The organism is Leclercia sp. UBA5076 (genome assembly GCF_002416465.1).
GTDB lineage: Bacteria > Pseudomonadota > Gammaproteobacteria > Enterobacterales > Enterobacteriaceae > Enterobacter.
Genome location: NZ_DIAO01000004.1, coordinates 488,030 through 512,874, shown reverse-complemented (window position 1 = coordinate 512,874; position 24,845 = coordinate 488,030). Strand labels below are relative to the sequence as shown.

22 protein-coding genes are annotated in these 24,845 nt (G+C 62.7%); 14 read left to right on the top strand and 8 right to left on the bottom strand.

All coding sequences use genetic code 11. The annotated features are described in order from the left end of the window. The first annotated feature begins 16 nt into the window (after positions 1–16). Genes fes through entF form a run of 3 tightly spaced genes read left to right on the top strand, consistent with a single transcriptional unit; the run spans position 17 to position 5,309 of the window. Positions 17–1,219, top strand: a complete 1,203-nt coding sequence (fes, locus tag B3X29_RS06080; RefSeq protein ID WP_159339313.1) for an enterochelin esterase — start codon at positions 17–19, stop codon at positions 1,217–1,219. 14 nt (positions 1,220–1,233) lie between these two features. Beyond that, positions 1,234–1,446: an MbtH family protein gene (locus tag B3X29_RS06075; RefSeq protein ID WP_103178621.1), complete on the top strand. Its 213-nt coding sequence runs from the start codon at positions 1,234–1,236 to the stop codon at positions 1,444–1,446. After that, entirely contained in the window at positions 1,443–5,309 is a 3,867-nt protein-coding gene (gene entF / locus B3X29_RS06070) for an enterobactin non-ribosomal peptide synthetase EntF (RefSeq protein ID WP_159339312.1), read from the top strand. The genes B3X29_RS06075 and entF overlap by 4 nt, the downstream gene beginning before the upstream one ends. Before the next feature lie 96 nt (positions 5,310–5,405). Here the strand turns inward: entF and fepC are convergent, their stop codons facing one another. From fepC to fepD, 3 genes are read right to left on the bottom strand one after another with little or no spacing between them, the layout of a single operon-like run. Further along, the gene (gene fepC / locus B3X29_RS06065; RefSeq protein ID WP_103178623.1) at positions 5,406–6,200 is read right to left on the bottom strand and encodes an iron-enterobactin ABC transporter ATP-binding protein; all 795 of its coding nucleotides are present in this window, start codon (positions 6,198–6,200) and stop codon (positions 5,406–5,408) included. Next, positions 6,197–7,186 carry an iron-enterobactin ABC transporter permease gene (gene fepG, locus B3X29_RS06060; RefSeq protein WP_159339337.1) on the bottom strand — a complete coding sequence of 330 codons (990 nt, stop codon included), beginning with the start codon at positions 7,184–7,186 and terminating at the stop codon, positions 6,197–6,199. The genes fepC and fepG overlap by 4 nt, the downstream gene beginning before the upstream one ends. Continuing rightward, a complete protein-coding gene (gene fepD / locus B3X29_RS06055) occupies positions 7,186–8,190 on the bottom strand; it encodes a Fe(3+)-siderophore ABC transporter permease (RefSeq protein ID WP_263951182.1) in 1,005 nt (334 codons plus the stop codon). Before fepD ends, fepG begins: the two co-directional genes overlap by 1 nt. Positions 8,191–8,301: 111 nt before the next feature. On the opposite strand from fepD, the gene entS reads away from it, so the two are divergent. Next, positions 8,302–9,537 carry an enterobactin transporter EntS gene (entS, locus tag B3X29_RS06050; RefSeq protein WP_159339310.1) on the top strand — a complete coding sequence of 412 codons (1,236 nt, stop codon included), beginning with the start codon at positions 8,302–8,304 and terminating at the stop codon, positions 9,535–9,537. Between the two features lie 174 nt (positions 9,538–9,711). On the opposite strand, the gene fepB is transcribed toward entS, so the two are convergent. Further along, the gene (gene fepB, locus B3X29_RS06045) at positions 9,712–10,671 is read right to left on the bottom strand and encodes a Fe2+-enterobactin ABC transporter substrate-binding protein (RefSeq protein WP_159339309.1); all 960 of its coding nucleotides are present in this window, start codon (positions 10,669–10,671) and stop codon (positions 9,712–9,714) included. 187 nt (positions 10,672–10,858) lie between these two features. Between fepB and entC the strand changes: the two genes are divergently transcribed. The 7 genes from entC to B3X29_RS06010 all read left to right on the top strand — a co-directional run bounded on the left by entC (position 10,859) and on the right by B3X29_RS06010 (position 18,298). After that, positions 10,859–12,034 carry an isochorismate synthase EntC gene (gene entC, locus B3X29_RS06040; RefSeq protein ID WP_159339308.1) on the top strand — a complete coding sequence of 392 codons (1,176 nt, stop codon included), beginning with the start codon at positions 10,859–10,861 and terminating at the stop codon, positions 12,032–12,034. A gap of 9 nt (positions 12,035–12,043) precedes the next feature. After that, on the top strand, positions 12,044–13,642 hold the full coding sequence (gene entE / locus B3X29_RS06035; RefSeq protein ID WP_159339307.1) for a (2,3-dihydroxybenzoyl)adenylate synthase EntE: 1,599 nt from the start codon (positions 12,044–12,046) through the stop codon (positions 13,640–13,642). Between the two features lie 11 nt (positions 13,643–13,653). Then, the gene (locus B3X29_RS06030) at positions 13,654–14,508 is read left to right on the top strand and encodes an isochorismatase (RefSeq protein WP_159339306.1); all 855 of its coding nucleotides are present in this window, start codon (positions 13,654–13,656) and stop codon (positions 14,506–14,508) included. After that, positions 14,505–15,257, top strand: coding sequence for a 2,3-dihydro-2,3-dihydroxybenzoate dehydrogenase EntA (gene entA / locus B3X29_RS06025; RefSeq protein ID WP_201304717.1), 753 nt, complete (start codon positions 14,505–14,507; stop codon positions 15,255–15,257). Before B3X29_RS06030 ends, entA begins: the two co-directional genes overlap by 4 nt. Next, the gene (gene entH / locus B3X29_RS06020) at positions 15,258–15,671 is read left to right on the top strand and encodes a proofreading thioesterase EntH (RefSeq protein WP_159339305.1); all 414 of its coding nucleotides are present in this window, start codon (positions 15,258–15,260) and stop codon (positions 15,669–15,671) included. 264 nt (positions 15,672–15,935) lie between these two features. Continuing rightward, on the top strand, positions 15,936–18,041 hold the full coding sequence (cstA, locus tag B3X29_RS06015; RefSeq protein WP_156654077.1) for a pyruvate/proton symporter CstA: 2,106 nt from the start codon (positions 15,936–15,938) through the stop codon (positions 18,039–18,041). A gap of 59 nt (positions 18,042–18,100) precedes the next feature. After that, a complete protein-coding gene (locus B3X29_RS06010) occupies positions 18,101–18,298 on the top strand; it encodes a YbdD/YjiX family protein (RefSeq protein ID WP_014169079.1) in 198 nt (65 codons plus the stop codon). On the opposite strand, the gene B3X29_RS06005 is transcribed toward B3X29_RS06010, so the two are convergent. The 4 genes from B3X29_RS06005 to B3X29_RS05990 form a co-directional block, all read right to left on the bottom strand. Next, positions 18,295–18,699: a helix-turn-helix domain-containing protein gene (locus B3X29_RS06005; protein ID WP_103178634.1), complete on the bottom strand. Its 405-nt coding sequence runs from the start codon at positions 18,697–18,699 to the stop codon at positions 18,295–18,297. The genes B3X29_RS06010 and B3X29_RS06005 overlap by 4 nt on opposite strands. Then, on the bottom strand, positions 18,680–18,976 hold the full coding sequence (locus B3X29_RS06000) for a type II toxin-antitoxin system RelE family toxin (RefSeq protein WP_103178635.1): 297 nt from the start codon (positions 18,974–18,976) through the stop codon (positions 18,680–18,682). Before B3X29_RS06000 ends, B3X29_RS06005 begins: the two co-directional genes overlap by 20 nt. A 190-nt stretch (positions 18,977–19,166) precedes the next feature. Then, the gene (locus B3X29_RS05995; protein ID WP_103178636.1) at positions 19,167–19,910 is read right to left on the bottom strand and encodes an SDR family NAD(P)-dependent oxidoreductase; all 744 of its coding nucleotides are present in this window, start codon (positions 19,908–19,910) and stop codon (positions 19,167–19,169) included. Positions 19,911–19,971: 61 nt separating this feature from the next. Then, positions 19,972–21,069, bottom strand: a complete 1,098-nt coding sequence (locus B3X29_RS05990; protein ID WP_159339304.1) for an oxidoreductase — start codon at positions 21,067–21,069, stop codon at positions 19,972–19,974. A gap of 158 nt (positions 21,070–21,227) precedes the next feature. Between B3X29_RS05990 and B3X29_RS05985 the strand changes: the two genes are divergently transcribed. The 3 genes from B3X29_RS05985 to B3X29_RS05975 are packed head-to-tail and all read left to right on the top strand — an operon-like array spanning position 21,228 to position 24,807. Then, entirely contained in the window at positions 21,228–22,730 is a 1,503-nt protein-coding gene (locus B3X29_RS05985) for a sugar ABC transporter ATP-binding protein (protein WP_103178638.1), read from the top strand. Beyond that, a complete protein-coding gene (locus tag B3X29_RS05980) occupies positions 22,727–23,722 on the top strand; it encodes an ABC transporter permease (RefSeq protein WP_156654079.1) in 996 nt (331 codons plus the stop codon). Before B3X29_RS05985 ends, B3X29_RS05980 begins: the two co-directional genes overlap by 4 nt. A 20-nt stretch (positions 23,723–23,742) precedes the next feature. Further along, positions 23,743–24,807 (top strand): sugar ABC transporter substrate-binding protein, encoded by a 1,065-nt coding sequence (locus tag B3X29_RS05975; protein ID WP_156238044.1) that lies wholly within the window; start codon positions 23,743–23,745, stop codon positions 24,805–24,807. Positions 24,808–24,845 lie beyond the last annotated feature (38 nt).

The following is a 24,845-nucleotide window of genomic DNA, read 5'->3' as shown; positions in this document are numbered from 1 at the left end:
TCATGGGGTTGAATCGGTGACGACGCTGGAAACGGGAAGTGATGCCTGGTGGCAGTCGAAACAGGGACCCGACCGGGTGCGGGAGGGGGATCATTATCGGGTGACGTTCTGCTGGCGCGACCCGCAGGGCACGGAGCAGACCTCGCCGCTAAAAAAGGTGTGGCTCTATATCACCGGCGTGACCGATCATCACCATAACGCCCGCCCCCAGACGCTGGAGCGGATTAATGGCACCGACGTCTGGCAGTGGCAGGGCGAGTTCAGCCCCCACTGGCGCGGCAGCTACTGTTTTATCCCCTCTGAACGCGACGACGACTTTGCGGATGCGGTGTTTGCCTCCGACCCGCCGGACCGCATGGCCCTGCGCGAAGGCTGGCGCAGGCTGCTGCCAAAGGCTATCGCCGATCCGCGCAACCCGCAGCACTGGCGCGGCGGACGAGGCCATCCGGTCTCGGCTCTCGAAATGCCCGAAGCGCCGCTACAGCCTGGCTGGGATCGGCCGGATACCCCCTGTCAACCCGCGCAGTGCATCACCTGGCAGAGCGCAAGGCTCGGCAACACCCGCCGGGTATGGATCTTTACCACCGGCGAAGCATCCCCAAACGAACGTCCGCTGGCGGTGCTGCTCGACGGGCAGTTCTGGGCCGAGAGCATGCCGGTCTGGCCCGCGCTGACGGCGCTCACCCTCGATGGTCAGTTGCCGCCTGCAGTCTACGTGCTGATCGACGTCATCGACACCGACCATCGCAGCCGCGAGCTCCCCTGTAATCCCGATTTCTGGCTCGCCGTTCAGGAGGAGCTACTGCCACAGGTGCAGGCCCTGGCGCCGTTCAGCGACCGCGCCGATCGCACCGTGGTTGCCGGGCAGAGCTTTGGCGGCCTCTCGGCGCTCTATGCCGGGCTGCACTGGCCCCAGCGCTTTGGCTGCGTGCTCAGCCAGTCGGGCTCCTTCTGGTGGCCACATCGCGGCGGCAAACACGACGGCATCATTATCGAACAACTCAAAAACCAACAACTTTCAGCCCAGGGGCTGCGCATCGTCCTGGAGGCGGGGCGACGTGAACCGCTGATTTTTCGCGCCTGTCAGGCGCTGTATGCCGAGCTACAGCACACGCAGCAGCCGGTTATCTGGCGTCCGGTGGACGGCGGACATGATGCACTTTGCTGGCGGGGAGGGCTGACGCAGGGGCTGATGACTCTCTGGCAGCCGCTTATTTAATAATGGAGTCTGGTATGGAATTCAGTAACCCCTTCGACGATCCGCAGGGTCTGTTCACCATTGTGCAAAACGCCCAAAATCAGTACAGCCTCTGGCCGCAGCAGTGCGCCTTGCCCGACGGCTGGCACGTGGTGTGTGAGGCGCAGTCGCAGGAAGCCTGTCAGCAGTGGCTGGCGGCCCACTGGCAAACCCTGATCCCGGCCCATTTTGCACAGGTGACTCCATGAGCGTTAAACATCCTCTCGTGGCGGCCCAGCCGGGGATCTGGATGGCGGAACAGCTCTCCGACCTGCCCAACGCCTGGAGCGTGGCCCACTACGTCGAGCTGACCGGCCCGGTGGATGCGCCATTGCTGGCGAAAGCGGTGGTGGCGGGCATGATGCAGGCCGATACCCTGCGCATGCGGTTTACCGAGGATAACGGCGAGATCGGGCAGTGGGTGGATGAGAGCCTTATCCTGCCGGAACCGCAGATTATCGACCTGCGCCATCACGCCGACCCGCATGCCGCCGCGTTGGCAACCCTGCAGGCCGACCTCAACCAGAATCTGCGCGTCGACAGCGGCCAACCGCTGGCCTTCCACCTCCTGCTTCAGGTGGCAGATAACCGATGGTACTGGTATCAGCGCTATCACCATTTAGTGGTAGATGGCTTCAGTTTCCCCGCCATAACCCGGCAGATCGCCGCCATTTACCGCGCCTGGTCTAAGGGGGAAGCCACGCCGGAATCGCCGTTTACCCCCTTTGCGGAGGTGGTGGAGGAGTATCAGCGCTACCAGCAGAGCGACGCATACGCCCGCGACGGCGCCTTCTGGGCGGAGCAGCGTAAGCAGCTGCCGCCGCCGGTGTCGCTCTCCAGCGCGCCACTGCCGGGGCGCGCCGCCACAACCGATATTTTGCGCCTGAAGCTGACCGCCGATCGCCAGGCCTTCAGCCAGCTGGCGAATAAGAGCCAGAGCCAGCGCACCGACCTTGCCCTGGCGCTGGTGGCCCTCTGGCTCGCCCGCCTGACCGGACGGATGAGCTACGCCGCCGGGTTTATCTTTATGCGCCGGATGGGCTCCGCGGCGCTGACCGCCACCGGCCCGGTGCTGAACGTGCTGCCCCTGGCGGTGAACATCAACCCGCAGGAGACGCTGCCCGAGCTGGCCCAGCGCCTGGCCGGGCAGATGAAAAAGATGCGCCGTCACCAGCGTTACGACGCCGAGCAGATTGTCCGCGACAGCGGGCGTGCCGCCAGCGACGAGGCGCTGTTTGGCCCGGTGTTTAACGTCAAGGTCTTTGATTACCAGCTGGATATCGATGGCGTGCAGGCGGTGACCCATACCCTCGCCACCGGCCCGGTCAACGATCTGGAGATGGCGCTCTTCCCGGACGAGCAGGGCGGGCTGAGCATTGAGATCCTCGCCAACAAACAGCGTTACGACGAGGCCACCCTGCTGCGCCACGTCGAGCGCCTGCCCGGGCTGTTGGCGCAGTTTGCCGCCAACAGCGACCTGCGCTGCGGCGAGGCCGAAACGGTCTCCGACGTTGAATATCAGCAGCTGGAAAAGATTAACCAGACCGCGGTTCCGCTGCCGCGCACCACCCTGAGCGGGCTGGTGGCGGAGCAGGCGGCGAAAACCCCGGACGCCCCGGCGCTGGCCGATGCGCAATACGAGTTGACCTACCGCCAGATGCGCGAGCAGGTGGTGGCCCTGGCGAACCTGCTGCGCGAGCGCGGGGTGAAGCCCGGCGACAGCGTGGCGGTGGCGCTCCCGCGCTCGGTGTTCCTGACCCTGGCCCTGCATGCCATTGTCGAAGTGGGGGCCGCGTGGCTGCCGCTGGACACCGGCTATCCCGACGATCGCCTGCAGATGATGATCGAGGATGCGCAACCCTCGCTGCTGATCACTACCGACGACCAGCGCCCGCGCTTTGACCATCTGCCGGTGGCGACTTTTAGTTACAACATACTATTGTCTGCGGCCGATGCCAGACCTCTGCACCTGAGCAGGCCGGAACAGACCGCCTATATCATCTTTACCTCCGGCTCAACAGGACGACCGAAAGGGGTGATGGTCGGCCAGACCGCCATCGTCAACCGCCTGCTGTGGATGCAAAACCACTACCCGCTCACCGCCGCGGATGTGGTGGCGCAAAAAACGCCGTGCAGCTTTGACGTCTCGGTATGGGAGTTCTGGTGGCCGTTTATCGCCGGGGCGAAGCTGGTGATGGCCGAGCCGGAGGCGCACCGCGATCCGCTGGCGATGCAGGAATTCTTCGGGAAATATGGCGTCACCACCACCCACTTTGTGCCGTCGATGCTGGCGGCCTTTGTCGCGTCGCTGACCCCGGAAAATGTTGCCTGCTGCGCCAGCCTGAAGCAGGTGTTCTGTAGCGGCGAAGCCCTGCCCACCGCCCTGTGCCGGGAGTGGGAGCAGCTTACCCAGGTGCCGCTGCATAACCTTTATGGCCCCACCGAAGCGGCGGTGGATGTCAGCTGGTATCCGGCTTATGGCCCGGAGCTGGCGGCAGTAGAAGGCAACAGCGTGCCGATTGGCTTCCCGGTGTGGAATACCGGCCTGCGCATTCTGGATGGGATGATGCGCCCGGTGCCGTTCGGCGTGGCGGGGGATCTGTACCTCACCGGCATTCAGCTGGCGCAGGGCTATCTGGGCCGTCCGGATCTGACCGCCAGCCGCTTTATCGCCGATCCTTTTGCCCCCGGCGAGCGCATGTACCGCACCGGGGATGTGGCCCGCTGGCTGGATAACGGCGCGGTGGAGTATCTGGGCCGCAGCGACGATCAGCTGAAAATTCGCGGCCAGCGCATCGAGCTGGGTGAAATCGACCGGGCGATGCTGACCCTGCCGGACGTGGCCCAGGCGGTGACCCACGCCTGCGTCATCAACCAGGCGGCAGATACCGGCGGCGATGCCCGGCAACTGGTGGGGTACGTGGTTTCGGAATCCGGCCTGCCGCTGGATCGCGATGCGCTTTTAACGGCGCTGAAAGCCCAACTGCCGCCGCACATGGTGCCGGTAGTGTTACTGCAACTCAGTGACCTGCCGCTCAGTGCTAACGGCAAGCTGGATCGTAAGGCGCTGCCGCTGCCGGAACTGACGGTTAAAGCCCAGGGGCGCCCGCCACAAACCGACGCCGAATGGACCATTGCCGCGGCGTTTTCCGCCCTGCTGGGGTGTGAGGTTAACGATATCGAGGCGGATTTCTTTGCCCTCGGCGGCCACTCGCTGCTGGCGATGCGCCTTGCCGCCAGCCTCAGCCGCCACTTTGCCCGTCAGGTGACCCCCGGCCAGGTGATGGTGGCCCCGACGGTGGGCAAGCTGAGTGCCTTACTGGCATCCGACATCAGCGACGAGCAGGCTCAGCGTCTGGGCTACGAGACGATATTGCCTCTGCGCGAAAGCCACGGCCCGACGCTGTTCTGCTTCCATCCGGCCTCCGGGTTTGCCTGGCAGTTCAGCGTCCTGGCCCGCTACCTGAATCCGCGCTGGTCGATCATTGGCATTCAGTCGCCGCGCCCGGGGCCGATGCAAAACGGCGCGACCCTGGATGAGGTGATTGAACACCATCTGGCGACGCTCCGGACTCAACAGCCGCGCGGGCCTTATTATCTGTTCGGCTATTCGCTGGGTGGCACCCTGGCTCAGGGGATCGCCGCCCGCCTGCGCGCGCAGGGAGAAGAGGTGGCGTTCCTCGGCCTGCTCGACACCTGGCCGCCGGAGACGCAAAACTGGTCCGAAAAAGAGGCCAACGGCCTGGATCCTGAGGTCTTAGCGGAGATTGAACGTGAGCGACAGGCGTTCCTCGCCGCCCAGCAGGGGCAGGCATCCGGGGAGCTGTTTAGCGCCATCGAGGGTAACTACGCCGATGCGGTGCGCCTGCTGACCACGGCGCACAGCTCAACCTTTGACGGCAAAGCGACGCTGTTTGTTGCGGAACGCACGCGAACGATGGATCCGCACAAGGCCTGGGCGCCGTGGGTAGGGGAGTTAGAGGTCTACCATCAGGATTGCGCCCATGTGGAGATCATCTCCCCGCAGGCGTTTGAGCACATCGGTCCGGTGTTGAAGGAAATATTGGGGTAGCCACAATGCCCGGCGGCGCTGCGCTTGCCGGGCCTACGGTTCGTGCCATAAGGGTTTTTTAGGCCGGGTAAGGCGTAGCCGCCACCCGGCGTTTTTCTACCGCCGTCCCAGCGGCACCACCAGCGGCGTGCCCGCCACCGGGTCGTCGATGATCATGCAGCGCATCCCGTAGATCCGCTCGATCAGATCCGGGGTGACGATCGCTTTCGGTGCCCCCTCCGCCACAATCTTGCCGTCGCGCAGGGCAATCAGATGGGTGGCATAGCGGCACGCCTGGTTCAGATCGTGCAGCACCGCCGCCAGGGTAAAGCCCTGGGTGCGGTTGAGGTCGCTCAGCAGCTCCAGCAGATCGATCTGATGGCTGATATCCAGCCAGGTGGTCGGCTCATCCAGCAGCATGATCGACGTCTCCTGGGCCAGCACCATCGCAATCCACGCCCGCTGGCGCTGCCCGCCAGAGAGGGTATCCACGCTCTGCGCCGCCAGGTCGGTAATACCGGTGGCCTGCATCGCTTTGGTTACCGCCGCCTCATCCTCTTTACGCCAGCGGGTAAACAGCGGCTGGTGCGGATAGCGCCCGCGCGCCACCAGCTCCTGGACGGTAATATCCCCCGGCGTAGTGGCGTTTTGCGCCAGCAACCCGACCCGGCGCGCCACCTCTTTGCTGGCGAAGCGCTGGATCTGCTCCCCATCGAGATAAACGCTGCCGTGCAGCGGCGTCATCAGACGGCTCAGGGTACGTAAGAGCGTCGATTTCCCGCAGCCGTTGGGGCCGATAATGGCGGTAAAGTGGCCGTCGGGGATCGCCACCTGCAGATCCTCGGCCACGATTTTCTTACCGTAGCCAAGGGTCAGATTGTCGCCGCGCAAGCGGGTCAGATTGGCACTCATTTCTTGCGGGACTCCTGAACAAGCAAGACGATGAGGTAGATGCCGCCAAGACTGACGGTCACCACCCCCACCGGAAGTTGATAGGGCATAAACAGCCGCTGGGCGCAGAGATCTGCCGCCAGCAGCAAAAGCGATCCGCACAGCGCCGACTGGGTTAATCCCCAGCGGGCGGTGCCGCTCAGGCGGCGGGCGATGTGCGGCGCCACCAGCGCAATAAAGGAGATCGGCCCGGCGATGGCGGTGGCCGCGGCGGTTAACACCACCGCCACCAGCATCAGCATCAGGCGTGAACGCTCGACGCTCACCCCCAGCGCACAGGCGCTGTCATCGCCCATCTCCAGCAGCCGCATGCGCTTCACCAGCAACAGGGCGCAGACAAACATCAGCAGGATCAGCGGGGCGGCGGGCAGGGTTTTGGCCCACGTCAGGCCGTTAAGCGACCCGGCGAACCACAGCCCGGCAGAGAGCGAGGTCTCCAGCGACGCCTGTAGCAGCAGCCAGGTATTAAAGGCCATCAGCATGGCGCGCATGCCGATGCCGATGATGATCAGGCGGAAGGTCTCGATCCCGTCGCGCCAGGCAAGCGCCCAGACCACCAGCGAAGTGAGAATACCCCCCGCCATGGCCGCAAGCGTAATGGCCGTCAGGTGCTGGCCAAACAGCACCATCGCCACCAGCACGCCGCTCCAGGCGCCGGTGTTAAAGCCCATCACGTCCGGGCTGCCCAGCGGGTTGCGCATCAGCGACTGGAATATCGCGCCGCTGATCCCCAGCGCCGCGCCGACCAGCAGGGCCATCATCACTCTGGGTAAGCGCCATTCGGTGACCACCATGGTGATATTGCGCGGCGCGCTGCCGGTGAGGGCGTTAAAGACCTGACTCATATCAAGCGTCACCGCGCCGCTTTGCAGGCTGACGATCGCCACGGCGAGACTCACCAGCACCAGCAGCAGGCAGCTGAACACTAAACGACGGGAAGGGGCCATCACACTCCACCTCCGCGCTTGCGACGCACCAGGAAGATCAGCACCGGCGCGCCGATAAAGGCGCTGACCACGGATACCCGCAGCTCGCCCGGTACCAGAAGGCGACCGAGGATATCGGCAAACAGCAGCAGGGCAGGGGTGGCAAGCAGGGTTACCGGCAAGGACCAGCGGTGATCGGCCCCCACCAGCCAGCGGGCCATGTGCGGCATCATCAGGCCGATAAAGGCGATGGGGCCCACCACCGCCGTGGCGCTTCCGCACAATACGGTGATGGTCAGTAATCCCAGCAGCTGGGTGCGCGCCACCCGGCTGCCGAGCGCGGTAGCGGTGTCGCTCCCGAGGCTCAGGCTGTTGAGCGCCCGGCTTAACAGCAGCGCCACGGCGGCGGCGATCAGTACCGGCACGCTCACCACCTGCAACGTTTGCAGGGTGCGGATATCCAGAGAGCCCGCCTGCCAGAAGCGCAGCTGGTCGTAAACGTCCGGGTTGAGCAGGGCGATGCCGTTGGAGAGCCCCTCCAGCACCGCGCCGAGGGCCACGCCCGCGAGCGTCAGGCGCACCGGGCTGAGCTGGCCGCCGCCCTGGCTGCCGGTAAAGGCCACCAGCAGGGAGGCGGCAAAGGCGCCGCACAGCGCCATCACCAGCTGTTCGCCGGGAGAGGAAAAGCCAAACAGCGCCGCGCCCAGCACGATGGCGAAGCTCGCTCCGGCGTTAACGCCGAGAATACCGGGGTCAGCCAGCGGGTTGCGGGTCAGGGTCTGCATCAACGCCCCGGCGAGACCGAGGGCAGCACCGGCCAGCAGGCCGGCCAGGGTGCGCGGCAGGCGGGCATCCCGCACGATGGTGCAGTCGGCGGTTTGACAGGTGGCGGAGATGGCATCCACCACCACCGAAAAGGGCAGCGGTTTGGCGCCCACCAACAGGCTGAGGGCAATCGCCAGCGTGAGCAGTAACAGTAAGCCGGGCACGGCAACGGCCCGTGACGCGGAAAGGGAGTACGACATAGCTACGTCCATGATTTGATAATGATAGTAATTATCGTTATCTATCTTATTTAGCTATGTTAGCATGTGCGGCCATGGAATTGGTACAAAAGAAACCATTAAGGCTTTGTAATGACCCGACAATCCTGGCTGCTCAATCTGAGTTTGCTGAAGACCCATCCGGCGTTTCGTGCTGTTTTTATTGCCCGTTTTATCTCTATTTTATCCCTTGGCCTGCTCGGTGTGGCCGTCCCGGTACAAATCCAGATGATGACCCACTCCAGCTGGCTGGTGGGGCTCTCCGTTACCCTCACCGGCGGGGCGATGTTTATCGGCCTGATGGTGGGCGGAGTGCTGGCGGATCGCTACGAGCGTAAGAAGCTGATTCTGCTGGCGCGGGGCACCTGCGGGGTGGGCTTTGTCGGTCTCTGTCTGAACGCGCTGCTGCCGGAGCCGTCATTAATTGCCATCTATGCCCTCGGTCTGTGGGATGGCTTTTTTGCATCATTAGGGGTGACGGCGCTGCTGGCGGCGACACCTGCGCTGGTGGGGCGTGAGAACCTGATGCAGGCGGGAGCCATCACCATGCTCACCGTGCGTCTGGGATCGGTGATCTCGCCGATGGTCGGCGGCCTGCTGCTCGGCACCGGGAACGTGGCCTGGAACTACGGCCTGGCGGCGGCGGGCACCTTTATCACCACCTTAACCCTGCTGCGGCTGCCGCTGCTGCCGCCTCCGCCCCAGCCGCGCGAGCATCCGCTTAAGTCGCTGCTGGCGGCGATCCGCTTTCTGTTCAGCAATCCGCTGATCGGTGGCATCGCCCTGCTGGGCGGGCTGCTGACGATGGCGAGCGCGGTGCGGGTGCTCTATCCGGCGCTGGCGATTTCGTGGCAGATGAGCGTGTCACAGATTGGCCTGCTCTATGCTGCCATCCCGCTGGGTGCAGCCTTTGGCGCCCTCACCAGCGGCAACCTGGCGCAGAGTGCCCGTCCGGGGCTGATTATGCTGCTGGCGACCCTGGCCTCGTTTATCGCCATCGGCTTCTTCAGCCTGATGCCGGTCTGGGCGCTGGGGGTGATCTGCCTGGCGCTGTTTGGCTGGCTGAGCGCGGTGAGTTCGCTGCTGCAGTACACCCTGATCCAGACCCAGACCCCGGAGGCGATGCTCGGGCGTATCAACGGCCTGTGGACGGCGCAAAACGTCACCGGCGATGCGATTGGTGCCGCCATTCTCGGCGGGCTGGGGGCGATCATGACCCCGGTAGCGGCGGCGAGCAGCAGCGGGTTTGTGCTGGCGATAGTGGGGGCGATATTGCTGGTGGTGCTGGCGGAGCTACGCCGGTTCCGGCAGGAGATTGCCACGGTTTAACGCGGTGGAATGTGCCGGGTGGCGGCTACGCCTTACCCGGCCTACAAAACCTACACCGGCACGAACCGTAGGCCCGGTAAGCGCAGCGCCACCGGGCATCAGGCCGCACGGTACAACCCCCCCCCGAACCGTAGGCCCGGTAAGCGCAGCGCCACCGGGCATCAACATGCACGACTATTTAAACAAGGTCTCTAACCGCTCCAGCACCCGGGTGGCGCTGAAATAATCCAGACGGAAGGTCTCCGTCCCCAGCGCCCAGACGCGTTTGTTCTGCACTGCCGGCAGATGGGACAGCAATGGATTGGCGTAGATCGCATCCACATCCTTCTGATCCCCTGCAAACAGGAACAGCCCTTCGCCGTTCAGCCCGGTCGCCAGGTTTTCCCCTCCTAACTGCACAATGTCGTGGCGCTTGCCCTGGCTCTGCGAGGCGTTCAGCCCGGCGGGCAGGGGAGCGAGGGAGAAGCCCAGCTGTTGCAGCAGCTTGCCCTGCGCTGACTCGGCGGTCCACAGGTTGGCGCTGTGGGCGGCAGCGGTATAGACGATGGCATTCACCGGCTGCGGCGGCAGCGTCATCTGCGCTTTCACCCGGGCGAGCTGCTTATCAAACTCCGCAATCCGCGCTGCGGCCTGCTGCTCCTGGCCTGTAATCGTGCCCAGCTGGGTCAGCAGCGCCTGCCAGCTTTTATCGTCGTAATTGATGATAAGCGTCGGGGCGATGGCGGAGAGCTGATCGTAGAGCGCGACGGCGGAATCGCCCCCGGTGGCGCTAATGAGGATCAGATCCGGCATCTGGGCGGCCACCGCTTCTGCGCTCGGCTCGCCGATGTAGAGCCGCGCCAGCTTACGCTCTTTCGCGATCTCTCCCCACTGGCGCAGGAAACCCTGACCGTCCGCCACCCGGTTATTCGGGGTGGTGGCGCCGCTGGCAACCACCGGGGCGTCAATGGCCAGCAGGGAGCCGGTGAGGGTCACGCTGGTGGAGACAATCCGCGTCGGTTTGCTCTCAAGGGTGTGCGTTCCGCGGCTGTCCGTCACCTGACGCGGCCAGTCGGCGGCGACGGCTGAGGTTAATCCTGAAAATAAAAGGCTGATAAAAAGCAGGGTGTTACGGCAATAGGCGGGCAGTTTCACTAAGGGGCATCCTGTTTTTGTTGAAGTTAATGCTTCTCATTTTCATGAATGAGCCGAAGGGATGCAAGCGATAGTCGCACAAGTTACACGCTGGGCTGTTGACACCATTGCACTCTGGGATTAGGTTAGCCAGCGAAAATATAAATGATAATAATTCTTACTGCTTTTATCATTTCAGGAGGATGATATGGATACGTCACTGGCTGAGGATGTTCAGCACACCGCGACCCGGCTGCAAAAAGAGAGCTTCTTCTTTATGTCGCCCTATCGCAGTTTCACCACCTCTGGCTGCTTTGCCCGTTTTTCCACTCCCGCCGTTGGCGGCGACGATCCGGCAAGCCCATTCCAGCAGCAGCTGAAACAGGCCTTTGCCAATGCTAAAGCCGCTGGCATCAGCAACCCGGTGATGGTAGGGGCTATCCCCTTCGATACCCGCCAGCCGTCATCGCTGTTTATCCCGGAGCTGTGGCAATCATTTGCCCGCCCGGCGCGTCAGCAGTCTGCCCGCTATGCCGCCCGAACCTCACCGCTGACGGTCAAATCCCGCACCGAGATCCCGGCCCAGTTAGCCTTTGAGGAGATGGTGGCCCGCGCCGCCGTTTTGACCGCCACTCCGCGCGTCAACAAGGTAGTGCTGTCGCGCCTGATCGATATCGCAACCGAAGAGAAACTCGACAGCGGCGCGCTGCTGGAAAAACTGATCGCCCAGAACCCGGCCAGCTTTAATTTCCACGTCCCGCTGGAGGATGGCGGGGTGCTGCTGGGCGCCAGCCCGGAGCTGCTGCTGCGTAAAGAGGGGGCGCACTTCAGCTCCCTGCCGCTGGCAGGCTCGGCTCGTCGTCAGCCGGATGACATGCTCGATCGCGAGGCGGGCAACAAGCTGCTGGCCTCGGAAAAAGATCGCCACGAACATGAGCTGGTCACCCAGGCGATGAAGGCGGTGCTGGCTCCGCGTAGCCATCGGCTGACCATGCCCGCCTCGCCGCAGCTCATCACCACCCCGACCCTGTGGCACCTCGCCACCCCGGTGGAAGGCGAAGCGCGTGAAGATGAGAACGCCCTGACCCTGGCCTGCCTGCTGCACCCGACCCCGGCATTGAGCGGCTTCCCGCACCAGGCGGCGAAGGAGCTGATTGCCGAGCTGGAGCCGTTTGACCGCGAGCTGTTCGGCGGCATCGTCGGCTGGTGCGACAGCGAAGGCAACGGCGAGTGGGTGGTGACCATCCGCTGCGCGCGTATTCAGGCCAACAGCGTACGTCTGTTTGCCGGTGCCGGGATTGTTCCGGCCTCTTCCCCGGTGGCCGAATGGCGTGAAACCGGCGTGAAGCTGACCACCATGCTCAACGTTTTTGGTTTGCATTAAGGATTAATCATGACCCTTCCCTTTACCCGCTGGCCCGACGAATTTGCCCGCCGCTATCGTGAAAAAGGTTACTGGCAGGATCTGCCCCTGACGGACATTCTCACCCGCCACGGCGACAGCGACGCGTGGGCGTTAGTCGACGGCGAACGCCGCATCACGTACCGCCAGTTCCAGCAGTCCGTCAATAACCTGGCGTCGGCGTTGCAGGCGCAGGGCGTTCAGCGGGGTGAAACCGCCCTGGTACAGCTGGGCAACGTCGCCGAGTTCTACATCACCTTTTTCGCCCTGTTGCAGGTGGGCGTGGCCCCGGTTAATGCCCTCTTCAGCCATCAGCGCAGCGAGCTGAACGCCTACGCCAGCCAGATTGAACCCGCGCTGCTGATTGCCGATCGCGCTCACGGTCTCTTTGCTGGCGACGACTTCCTCAACACCTTTGTTGACCAGCACCGTTCCGTGCGCACGGTGCTGCTGCGTGGAGACGGGCTGGAGGCAGCGATTGCCCGCCCGGCGGAACATTTTATCGCCACCCCGACCCCGGCGGACGAAGTGGCGTTCTTCCAGCTTTCCGGCGGCAGCACCGGCACGCCGAAGCTGATCCCGCGCACCCACAACGACTATTACTACAGCATTCGTCGCAGCAACGAAATCTGCGGCATTACCGCGGATACCCGTTACCTGAACGCACTCCCGGCGGCGCATAACTTCGCGATGAGTTCCCCCGGCTCGCTGGGGGTCTTTATGGCCGGAGGCTGCGTGGTGCTGGCGAACGATCCGAGCGCCACGCTCTGCTTCCCGCTAATCGAACAACATCAGATCACCGTCACCTCGCTGGTGCCGCCTGCGGTCAGCCTGTGGTTACAGGCTATCAGCGAGGGGGCGGGCAATGCGCAGCTGGCATCCCTGCAACTGTTGCAGGTGGGCGGGGCGCGACTCTCCGCCACCCTGGCCGCCCGTATTCCGGCTGAGATCGGCTGTCAGCTCCAGCAGGTGTTTGGCATGGCCGAAGGGCTGGTGAACTACACCGCGCTGGATGATACGCCGGAGCGCATTATCAATACCCAGGGTCGCCCGATGTGCCCGGATGACGAAGTGTGGGTGGCCGATGAGCACGGTAATCCGCTGCCGCGCGGCGAGGTGGGGCGCCTGATGACCCGCGGGCCGTACACCTTCCGCGGCTACTACAAGAGCCCGGAGCACAACGCCAGCGCCTTCGATGAGAACGGCTTTTACTGCTCCGGGGATCTGATCGCCATTGACGAGCAGGGCTACATCACCGTGCAGGGGCGTGAGAAAGATCAGATTAACCGCGGCGGTGAAAAAATTGCCGCCGAAGAGGTGGAAAACCTGCTCCTGCGCCACGAGGCGGTGATCCACGCCGCGCTGGTCAGCATGGAAGACAGCCTGCTGGGCGAGAAGAGCTGCGCGTATCTGGTGGTGAAACAGCCCCTGCGAGCGGTGGAGGTGCGCCGCTTCCTGCGCGAGCAGGGCGTCGCCGAATTTAAGCTGCCGGATCGCGTCGAGTGCCTGGAGGCACTGCCGCTGACGCCGGTAGGGAAAGTGGATAAAAAACAATTACGCCTGTGGCTGGTCGAACGGGCCCGGGGCTGAGGAGCAAGACGATGGCAATTCCAAAATTAACCGGTTACACGCTGCCGGGCGCGGCAGATCTGCCGACCAATAAAGTGAGCTGGACGATGGAGCCCGCGCGCGCCGCGCTGCTGATCCACGATATGCAGGAGTATTTCCTCAACTTCTGGGGCGAGAACTGCCCGATGATGGCGCAGGTGGTGGCGAACATCGCCCGGCTGCGTGACTACTGCAAACAGCAGGGGATCCCGGTCTACTACACCGCCCAGCCGAAAGAGCAGAGCGATGAGGACCGCGCCCTGCTGAACGACATGTGGGGGCCGGGCCTGACCCGCTCGCCGGAGCAGCAGCGCATCGTGGCTGAACTGACGCCGGACGAAGCCGACACCGTGCTGGTGAAGTGGCGCTACAGCGCGTTTCACCGCTCGCCACTGGAGCAGATGCTCAAAGAGAGCGGCCGCGACCAGCTGATTATCACCGGCGTGTACGCCCATATCGGCTGCATGACCACCGCTACTGACGCCTTTATGCGCGACATCCAGCCATTCTTCGTCGCCGATGCGCTGGCAGACTTCACCCGGGACGAGCACCTGATGTCGCTCAACTATGTGGCCGGTCGCTCCGGGCGCGTGGTGACTACCGACGAGCTGCTGCCCTCGCTGCCAACCAGCAAAGCGGCGCTGCGCGAGCTCATCCTGCCTCTGCTGGATGAGTCCGACGAGCCGATGGATGATGAAAACCTGATCGACTACGGGCTGGATTCGGTGCGGATGATGGCCCTGGCGGCACGCTGGCGCAAAGTGCACGGCGATATCGACTTCGTGATGCTGGCGAAAAACCCGACCCTTGATGCCTGGTGGGCGCTGCTCTCCCGCGAGGTGAAATGATGCTGGGTTTCACGGGTAAAACTGTCTGGGTGACCGGGGCCGGAAAAGGCATCGGTTACGCCACGGCCCGGGCGTTTGCGGCGGCGGGCGCGGAGGTGACGGGCTTTGATGTCGCCTTCCCGCAGGCGGAATATCCCTTTGCCACCGAAGTGCTGGACGTGGCGGATGCGCAGCAGGTCAACGCGGTTTGCGGGCGTCTGCTGGCGAGCCTCGAGCGGCTTGATGTGCTGGTGAATGCCGCCGGTATTTTACGCATGGGCGCCACCGACCAGCTCTCACAGGCGGACTGGCAGCAGACCTTTGCGGTCAACGTCGGTGGAGCGTTCAACCTGTTCCAGCAGACGATGGGCCAGTTCCGTCGTCAGCAGGGCGGGGCGATTGTCACCGTGGCCTCCGACGCGGCCCATACGCCGCGCATCGGCATGAGCGCTTACGGCGCCTCGAAAGCGGCGCTGAAAAGTCTGGCGCTCACCGTCGGCCTGGAGCTGGCGGGGAGCGGCGTGCGCTCTAACCTGGTCTCGCCGGGCTCCACCGATACCGACATGCAGCGCACCCTGTGGAAAAGCGACGATGCCGAGCAGCAGCGTATTCGCGGGTTTGGCGAGCAGTTCAAGCTCGGCATTCCGCTGGGTAAAATCGCCCGCCCAGAGGAGATCGCCAGCACCGTGCTGTTCCTCGCCTCCGACCACGCCAGCCACATCACGTTGCAGGATATCGTGGTGGACGGCGGCTCCACGCTGGGGGCCTAGATGATCTGGAAACGTCATTTATCGCTGGAGGCGCTGAACGCTACCAGCCTGAATACGATGGTGGCGCATCTGGGGATCGTCTACACCCGGCTGGAGGATGACACCCTGGAGGCCGAGATGCCGGTGGATACGCGCACTCATCAGCCGTTTGGTTTACTGCACGGCGGCGCGTCGGCGGCGCTGGCGGAGACCCTGGGGTCGATGGCTGGCTTCCTGATGACCCGCGACGGGCAGAGCGTGGTGGGCACGGAGCTGAACGCCACCCATCACCGGGCGGTGGCGCAGGGCAAGGTGCGCGGGGTGTGTCAGCCGCTGCACCTCGGGCGCACCAGCCAGAGCTGGGAGATTGTGGTGTTTGACGAGCAGGGACGGCGCTGCTGTACCTGCCGGTTGAGTACGATGGTGTTGGGGTAGAGCGTGCGGCTGTGTGCCGGGTGGCGCTGCGCTTACCCGGCCTACGGTTCGATGCGGCTGTTTGCCGGGTGGCATTTCAGCGCTGAGCCCTGTTTTAATTAAGGTCCTCCGCCGCGGGACGGGGTGAAAGTGATCGGCTTAACAATGTTATGTAAATGACTGGTTGGATGTCTGTTTTTACGTGTGGTTGAGTTGTTAAATCTTAAGCGAGTGTTATAGATACAAAATGTAACATCTCACTTCTGCGATGATGGAAACCATATCATGAATAACTCAGGGAAATACCTCATATGGGCAGGGCTCTCCGTGGTGGGTGCCTTTGCGCTGGGCTATATCGCCCTCAACCGCGGTGAACAGATCAATGCGCTGTGGATAGTCGTCGCAGCGGTCTGTATCTATCTGATTGCCTACCGTTTTTACGGCAAGTTTATTGCCCATAACGTCCTCTCGGTTGACCCGACGCGCATGACGCCAGCGGTGCGCCATAACGACGGGCTGGACTATGTGCCAACCGATAAAAAAGTGCTGTTCGGTCACCACTTTGCCGCTATCGCCGGGGCCGGGCCGCTGGTGGGGCCGGTGTTGGCCGCGCAGATGGGCTACCTGCCGGGGATGATCTGGATCCTCGCCGGGGTGGTGCTGGCAGGCGCAGTGCAGGACTTTATGGTGCTGTTCGTCTCCACCCGCCGCGACGGGCGTTCCCTCGGCGAGCTGGTAAAAGAGGAGATGGGCCCGACCGCCGGGGTGATTGCGCTGGTGGCCTGCTTTATGATCATGGTGATCATCCTTGCGGTGCTGGCGATGATCGTGGTGAAAGCCCTGACCCACAGCCCGTGGGGGACATATACCGTCGCCTTTACCATTCCGCTGGCAATTTTTATGGGGATCTACATCCGCTACCTGCGCCCGGGGCGCATCGGCGAAGTGTCGGTGATTGGCCTGGTCTTCCTGGTCTTCGCCATTATCTCCGGCGGCTGGGTGGCCGAGAGCCCAACCTGGGCGCCATACTTTGACTATACCGGCGTGCAGCTGACCTGGATGCTGGTGGGCTATGGCTTTGTAGCGGCGGTGCTGCCGGTGTGGCTGCTGCTGGCTCCGCGCGATTACCTCTCCACCTTCCTGAAAATCGGCACCATTGTTGGCCTGGCGATTGGCATTCTGATCATGCGCCCGACCCTGACCATGCCGGCGGTGACGAAGTTTATTGATGGCACCGGTCCGGTCTGGTCCGGCAATATGTTCCCGTTCCTGTTTATCACCATCGCCTGTGGCGCGGTCTCTGGCTTCCATGCCCTGATCGCCTCCGGCACCACGCCGAAGATGTTGGCGAATGAAAACCAGGCCTGCTTTATCGGCTACGGCGGCATGCTGATGGAGTCCTTCGTGGCGATCATGGCGCTGGTCTCCGCCTGCATTATCGATCCGGGCGTCTACTTTGCGATGAACAGCCCGATTGCGGTGCTGGCGCCTGCCGGTACGGCGGACGTGGTGGCCTCTGCGGCCCAGGTGGTCAGCGGCTGGGGCTTTAGCATTACCCCGGATACTCTCTCTCAGATTGCCAACGAGGTGGGCGAGCAGTCGATTATCTCCCGCGCGGGCGGTGCGCCGACCCTGGCGGTGGGCATGGCCTACATTCTGCACGGCGCGCTGGGCGGTCTGATGGATGTGTCGTTCTGGTATCACTTCGCCATCCTCTTCGAAGCGCTCTTTATCCTGACGGCGGTGGATGCCGGGACACGTGCGGCGCGCTTTATGCTGCAGGATCTGCTGGGGGTGATCTCCCCCGGCCTCAAACGCACCGAATCGCTGCCTGCGAACCTGCTGGCGACGGCGCTCTGCGTCCTGGCGTGGGGTTACTTCCTGCATCAGGGGGTGGTCGATCCGCTGGGCGGCATCAACACCCTGTGGCCGCTGTTCGGTATCGCTAACCAGATGCTGGCCGGTATGGCGCTGATGCTCTGCGCGGTGGTGCTGTTCAAGATGAAACGTCAGCGTTACGCCTGGGTCGCCCTGGTGCCAACCGCCTGGCTGCTGATCTGTACCCTGACCGCAGGCTGGCAGAAAGCCTTCAGCAGCGATGCCAAAGTGGGCTTCCTGGCCATCGCCAACAAGTTCCAGGCGATGATCGACAGCGGCAAGATCCCGGCGCAGTATACCGAGTCCCAGCTCTCGCAGCTGGTCTTTAACAACCGTCTGGATGCCGGGCTGACCATCTTCTTTATGGTGGTGGTTGTGGTGCTGGCGCTCTATTCTCTGAAGACCGCGCTGGCCGCCCTGAAACAGGACAAACCTACCGCGAAAGAGACGCCGTATGAGCCGATGCCGGCCAACTATGAAGAGATTGTGACCCAGGCGAAAGGGGCGCATTAACCTGTGTGCCGGGTGGCGCTAGCGCTTACCCGGCCTACCTTTTTTGTGAGAGAAGAGCGATGTTCGATACCCTGTCAAAAGCCGGTAAATATTTAGGGCAGGCCGCAAAAATGATGATCGGCGTGCCGGACTACGACAACTATGTCGAGCATATGCGCGTCAACCATCCTGACCAGACGCCGATGACCTACGAGGCGTTTTTCCGCGATCGCCAGGATGCCCGCTACGGCGGTAAAGGCGGCGCGAAGTGCTGTTAACCCTCTTTCGGTAAGTAGAGGCTGATCTGCTCCTGCTTACAGCCATAAATGGCCGCCAGCTTTTCGCGGGTGCGTTTTTGCGGGCGGGAATCCACGGCTTCCAGCTGTGATACGGCGGACTGGCTGATGCCCAGCTTGTCGGCCACCTCCTGCTGGGACAGGCCGCGGTAGATGCGCCAGGCCGCCTGCAGGCTGACATTTTCGCTATGCATTATGTTGCAGACCTCTCCCGGCAAGCCAACACTATCGTAGATATCTGATTCGTAAGGAATGTCTTCCCATTCGCTTTCATCGTCGTCATCCTGCTCCAGCATGGCTAAGCGCATGCGAAGATAGTCCCTGTACGGAATGACGGCATATTGCGTTTTTCCCTCTTCATCCTTAATCAACTGCACAGTCATATTCCATCTGCTCCTCATGAAGATAGGTGGTTGTTGTTCGACGCTTAACGGATACCACATAACAGGTATCACTTTGCTGATTCTCAAGGGTGTAGATGACCCTGTAATCACCCACCCGCAATCGATGGTGGTTTTCGGGTGAGGACAATTTTTTAATATCCGCCACGGGAGCGGCGTGGTCATCCAGACTCGCCAGCCTGCGTGCAATGCGCCAGCGATAGCGGGGATCGATTTTCGCTAACTGTTTCTCCGCGGTTTTTGACCAGACAATCTTCATCCGTACCTCCACTATACGCCCACACGAAATATAAGGAAATAATAAGACTATTAGATAAATTCCGAATGTCTTATGGGGTACTGTAGGGCGAGGGGGAGAGCGGAAAAAGCGGCAAAAGTGAGTTTGTCGAGGCGGGTCGAAAACGCCTCTGCCGGACGACAGAGGCTAACATCAAAACTGCGAGCAGGCGTCAGGCGTTCAGCCCGCCGTCCACATCCAGCCCGGTGCCGGAGATCTGCCCGGCGGCGGGGCTGGCAAGGAAGGTCACCGCGGCGGCGACATCCTCTGGCTGACCATAGTGCCCGAGGGCAATAAGCTGACGCTGGGAGGCGGCCTGATCGCCATCTTCCGGGTTCATGTCACTGTTGGTTGGGCCAGGGTGAACCAGGTTGACGGTGATCCCGCGCGGGCCGAGATCGCGCGCCAGCCCGCGGGTCAGGGAGTTGAGCGCCGATTTGGTCATGGAGTAAACGGCGATGCCGGGCTGGGCAACGCGGTTCGCCAGACAACTGCCGATGTTGATGATGCGCCCGCCGTCGGACATGTGAACCAGCGCCTCCTGAATGGCGATCACCACCCCGCGAATATTGACGTTGATAAGGGCATCAATGTCCGCCAGGGTCATCGTCTCCAGCGGACCACCGCGCGCAATCCCGGCATTGTTCACCAGGATATCCAGCCCGCCGAGGCTGCGCGCCGCCTGGGTGACGGCATCCTGAATCGCCTGAGCGCTGGCGCTGTCCGCCTGGATCGCCTCGGCGCGCCGCCCCAGCGCGCGGATCTCATCCGCGACGGCCTGGGCTTTATCGGCGGATTTCTCATAGGTGATAACGACATCGGCGCCGGCGCGTGCCAGGGAGAGCGCAATGGCACGGCCTAACCCACGACTGGCACCGGTTACCAGCGCCTTTTTACCTGTTAAGTCGATCTGCATGATGACCTCGTTACGAGAGTGGTGATGATCATCATTAGGTATAGAGGGCCAGTTCCCGGCGTCAATGCGCCGGGTGGCTGAAGTTTTCCACTTTTTCAAATGCGGCGCGCAGCACCTCCGGCGTCAGGGCGATCGGCAGGGCGTGGATCGACTCTACCGGGCGCAGGGTATGGGCGATCACCTGGTCCAGCGCCTCGCGGTTATGGATGTCCACTTCCAGCTCACGCAAGGTGGTGGGCAGGTTAAAGCGCTGGTAGGCCGCGACCAGCTCGCGCAGCACCTCGTCCTGGCCGAGCAGGGCGCTCTGCACCAGGATCCCGTATGCCACCTTGGTGCCGTGGAGGAATGGCGCGGTCTGCGGCAGCACCGTTAAGCCGTTATGCACCGCATGCGCTGCCGCCACGCGGGTGTAGCGCTCCCCGAGCCCGCCGACCATGCCGCCACCGGCGATAATGGCATCCACCACGTCATGAAACTCACGCGTCACCTCGCGCCGCGTCTGGTCCGCTAACGCCTGCTCGCTGTGCGCCAGCAGCACGTCGCGGATCGCCAGCGCCCCGTTAATGCCGAGCCTCACCGTCAGCGGGAGGTGTTCGGGCTCTGGAGCCAGCACCACCGCTTCATACCATTTCGCCAGCGTGTCGCCGATCCCCGCCAGCAGGTACTCTGCCGGGGCGTTGAGGACGATCTCGGGCTCGACGAGCACCAGATAGTTGGCATCGTCAAAGATCTCAAAATGGAGCGCCTGCCCGGCGTCGTTGTACCACACCGACAGCGGGGTCCATGCCGCGCAGGTGGCCGCGATGGTGGGAATAGCCACCAGCGGCAGACCCAGACGGCGGGCCATTGCTTTAGCGGTATCCAGCAGCGCGCCGCCGCCGACGCCAATCACCACGCTGCGATCCGCGCCGGAGGCTTCTGCAAGCTGATTCACATCGCGCTTGCTGCAGTGGCCTTTAAAGAGCAGCCGTTTTGCTCCGGCAGCGTCAAAACTGTCCGGCAGGAACGGTCGGGCCCCGGCCAGGGCGCGTTCACCGTAGATCCATACCGCCCGGGAGAGTTGCTCCGGGGTAAAAAAATCGTCCAGGCGAGCCAGAGCGCCGCGGTGGGAGTAGTAGTTTGCCGGGCCGGGAACGACGCGGATGTCAGTGTTGCTCATGAGGGTTTCCTTTTTGCGAAGCGCTAACCTGATGTTATGTCTGGACATCCGGATGGCTAATACTATTTTGCTTTATCTTATGCTTTTTCCGTCGTTGCCAGCCAGCCAGTGCTGTGAAAAATTCTATAAATCAAAAGATTAATACAGGATTGCAGCGGATGATAACCAGTCGCCTCGAGATGCGCGGCATCAGCCTGGCTTTTTCTGGCTTTCAGGCGTTGTCGCAGGTGGATTTCACCCTGACGGGCGGATCGGTGCACGCGCTCACGGGCGCGAACGGCGCCGGGAAATCCACGCTGATGGCGGTGCTGTGCGGGACGCACGCCCACTATACGGGCGAAATCAGCATCAACAATCAGCCCGTCATCATTCGTGAGCCGGTGGAGGCCAAACAGCTGGGTATCCACCTGGTGCAGCAGGAGGTGGACGTGGCGCTGATCCCCGGCCTCAGCATCGCAGAAAACATCATGCTCGACCATCTGGCGCAGCCGGGACACCGCTTTCGCTGGGGCGCGATGCGGGAGCAGGCCCGGCAGGCGCTGGCGCAGCTCGACGTCTCCCTCGACGTGCGACGTTCCATCGACAGTTGCACCCTGGCAGAAAAGCAGCAGATCCTGCTGGCGCGGGCGCTCTCCCATCACTGCCGCTTTCTTATTCTCGACGAACCTACCGCGCCGCTGGATGCCCACGAAAGCGAGCGGCTGTTCACGGTTGTGCGCCGCCTGCAACAGCAGGGGATCGGGGTGGTCTTTATCTCCCACCGCATCCATGAGCTGAAGGCGATCTGCGACACCTTAACGGTGCTGCGCGACGGCAAGTTGATTGAGTCCGGCCCGATGGCGAATCTCAGTGGGGAGGCGATTGTCGAGAAGATGCTCGGCCATGCGCTGACCGATATCTACCCTCCTGCGCGACCAAAGCACAGCGCCGAAACGCTGCTGCGGGTGGAAGGGCTGCACGACGAAGGGCTGCTGAAGGATATCTCCCTGCATCTGCGTAAGGGGGAGATTCTCGGTATCGCCGGGCTGGCGGGGGCCGGAAAAACCGAGCTCTGCAAGGCGCTCTTTGGCGCGACCAAAAGCCAGGTGGCGAAGGGCGAGCTGAACCAGCAGCCGTGGACGCCGCGCGACCCGGCAGACTCCGTGCTGCGCGGGCTGGCGCTGGTGCCGGAGGAGCGGCGTAAAGAGGGCATTTTTATCGATGAGCCGGTGAGCATGAACCTGGCTGTGTCAGCGGATAACTCCTTTTCACGCTGGAGCCTGTTTGGTCATCGCCAGGCGTGGCGCTGGGCCGAAGAGGTGATCGCCCGGGTGGGTGTGCGCACCCGCGGGCCAGGGCAGGTACTGCGCCGTCTGTCGGGCGGCAACCAGCAAAAGGTGGCGATTGGCAAGTGGCTGCGCGGTAACGCCCAGGTGCTGATCTTCGACGAGCCCACCAAAGGGGTGGACGTGAAGGCCAAAACCGATCTGTTCCAGCTTATTGACGGCCTGGCGCGGGAAGGTAAAGGGGTGATTTACGCCTCGGGCGAGTTCGCCGAACTGGTGGGGCTGTGTGACCGCATCTGCGTGCTGTGGGACGGGCGCATTGTGGCGGAAGTGGACGGGGCAAGCGCCCGGGAAGAGACATTACTTTATTATTCAACCGGAGGAACGGCGTCGTGAGCAAGGCCCTTTCAGTCAACGAGGCGGTGTCTGGCCGTCAGCACATTTTCGATTTTCTCTATAAATGGGGCATGTTGCTGACGGTGGTCGCGCTGGTGGCCATTTTCGGCCTGGCGTCGGAGAACTTCCTCGACCCCAACAACATCATCAACATTCTGCGCTCCATTGCCATCGTGACGGTGATTGCCGTCGGGGTCTCCATCTCGCTGACCATCGGCGGGTTTGACCTCTCGGTGGGCTCGACGGCGTCACTGGCGAATGCGCTGGTGATCTCGCTCTTCGTCTGGCACGGCTTCGGCACCACCGAATCGATTCTCATCACTCTGGCGCTCTGCACCCTGGTGGGGCTGTTTAACGCCTTTTTAATCGTCATTCTGCGCATTCCCGACATGCTCGCCACCCTCGCCAGCCTGTTTGTGATCCAGGGGGTGGCGATGACCTACAGCTATGGCGGGTCGATCACCGAGAACATGGTCCTGCCGAGCGGCGACATGGCGGAGGGGACTATTCCGGCGACGTTTGGCGCGCTGGGGCAGGTGCCAACCATCGTCATTATCATGCTGGCGGTGACGCTGCTGGCGCAGCTGGGGCTGTCGCTCACCACCCACGGTCGCCGGATGTATGCCATTGGCGGTAACCCGGAGGCGGCGCGCCTGTCCGGGATCCGCACCACCCGCTACAAGGTGGCGGCCTATGTGATCGCCTCGCTGCTGGCGGGGCTGGGCGGGATTCTGCTCGCCTCGCGCATTGGCTCCTCGCAGGTGAATGCCGGCGGCGGCTATCTGATGGATGCGGTGGCGGCGGCGTGGATCGGCTTTTCGCTGGCGGGCTCCGGTAAACCGAACGCGCTGGGCACCCTGGTGGGGGCGGTGATCCTCGGGGTGCTCTCCAACGGGCTGGTGATGCTCTCGGTACCCTATTACGCCATGGACATTATAAAAGGGCTGGTGCTTGCGGTGGCACTGGCGATGACGTACGTACAAAAACGCTAACAACACAACGGGATAACAGAATGAAAAAAGTTGCACTCTCTTTGCTGACGCTGGGATTACTGAGTTCACTGCCGGGCTATGCGGCGACCCCTGCGCCGGTGCCGGCGGCGATTGCCAACCATGAGGGGCAGATCCGCATCGCGGTGATCCGCAACCTCGGCTCCGACGACAACACCACCCAGTTTGTGGCCGGGGCGATTCAGGAAGGGAAAAAGCTCGGCTTTAAGGTCAGCACCTTTTTAAGCAACGGCGACGATGCCAAATTCCAGGACTTCGTTAACCAGGCCATCAGCCAGAAGTATGACGGGATTATTCTCTCTCAGGGGCGTGACCCGTACTCCACCGCGCTGGTGAAAAAGGCGGTGGATGCCGGGATCAAGGTGGCGGTGTTTGATACTGCGGTGAACGGCGAGATCCCGGGCGTGACGGTGACCCAGCAGGATGACGCCTCCCTGACCAACCTCTCGTTCGGCCAACTGGTGAAGGATTTCAACGGCAAGGCTAACATCATCAAGCTATGGGTGGCGGGCTTCCCGCCGATGGAGCGCCGTCAGACCGCTTACCAGGCGTTGCTGAAGGCGAACCCGGGCATTAAAGAGCTGGAGTCCATCGGGGCGGTATCGTCCGATGTGCAGGGCGACACCGCCAACAAGGTGGGCGCGGTGCTGGCGAAATACCCGAAAGGCAAGATCGACGCCATCTGGGGCACCTGGGATGCCTTCAGCCAGGGCGCTTATAAAGCGCTGAAAGAGAATGGCCGCACCGAGATCAAACTCTACAGCATCGATATCTCCAACCAGGATCTGCAGCTGATGCGCGAAGCGGGCAGCCCGTGGGTGGTGAGCGTGGCGGTCGATCCGAAGCTGATTGGCGCGACGAACGTGCGTCTGATCGCCAATAAAATTGCCGGAGAAGCGACGCCTGCGACCTATGACTTTAAAGCCGCGGCTATTCCGCAGGCGCTGCTGTCGGCCCAGCCGGGTGCGGTGAACGTGGCCTCTTTAGGCAAAATCATTCCAGGCTGGGGCCAGACCGACGATTTTATCGCCCCGTGGTTCGCGACGCTGGAAGCGAAGGCTAAATAAACTTTGCCGGGTGGCGGCTGCGCCTTACCCGGCCTACG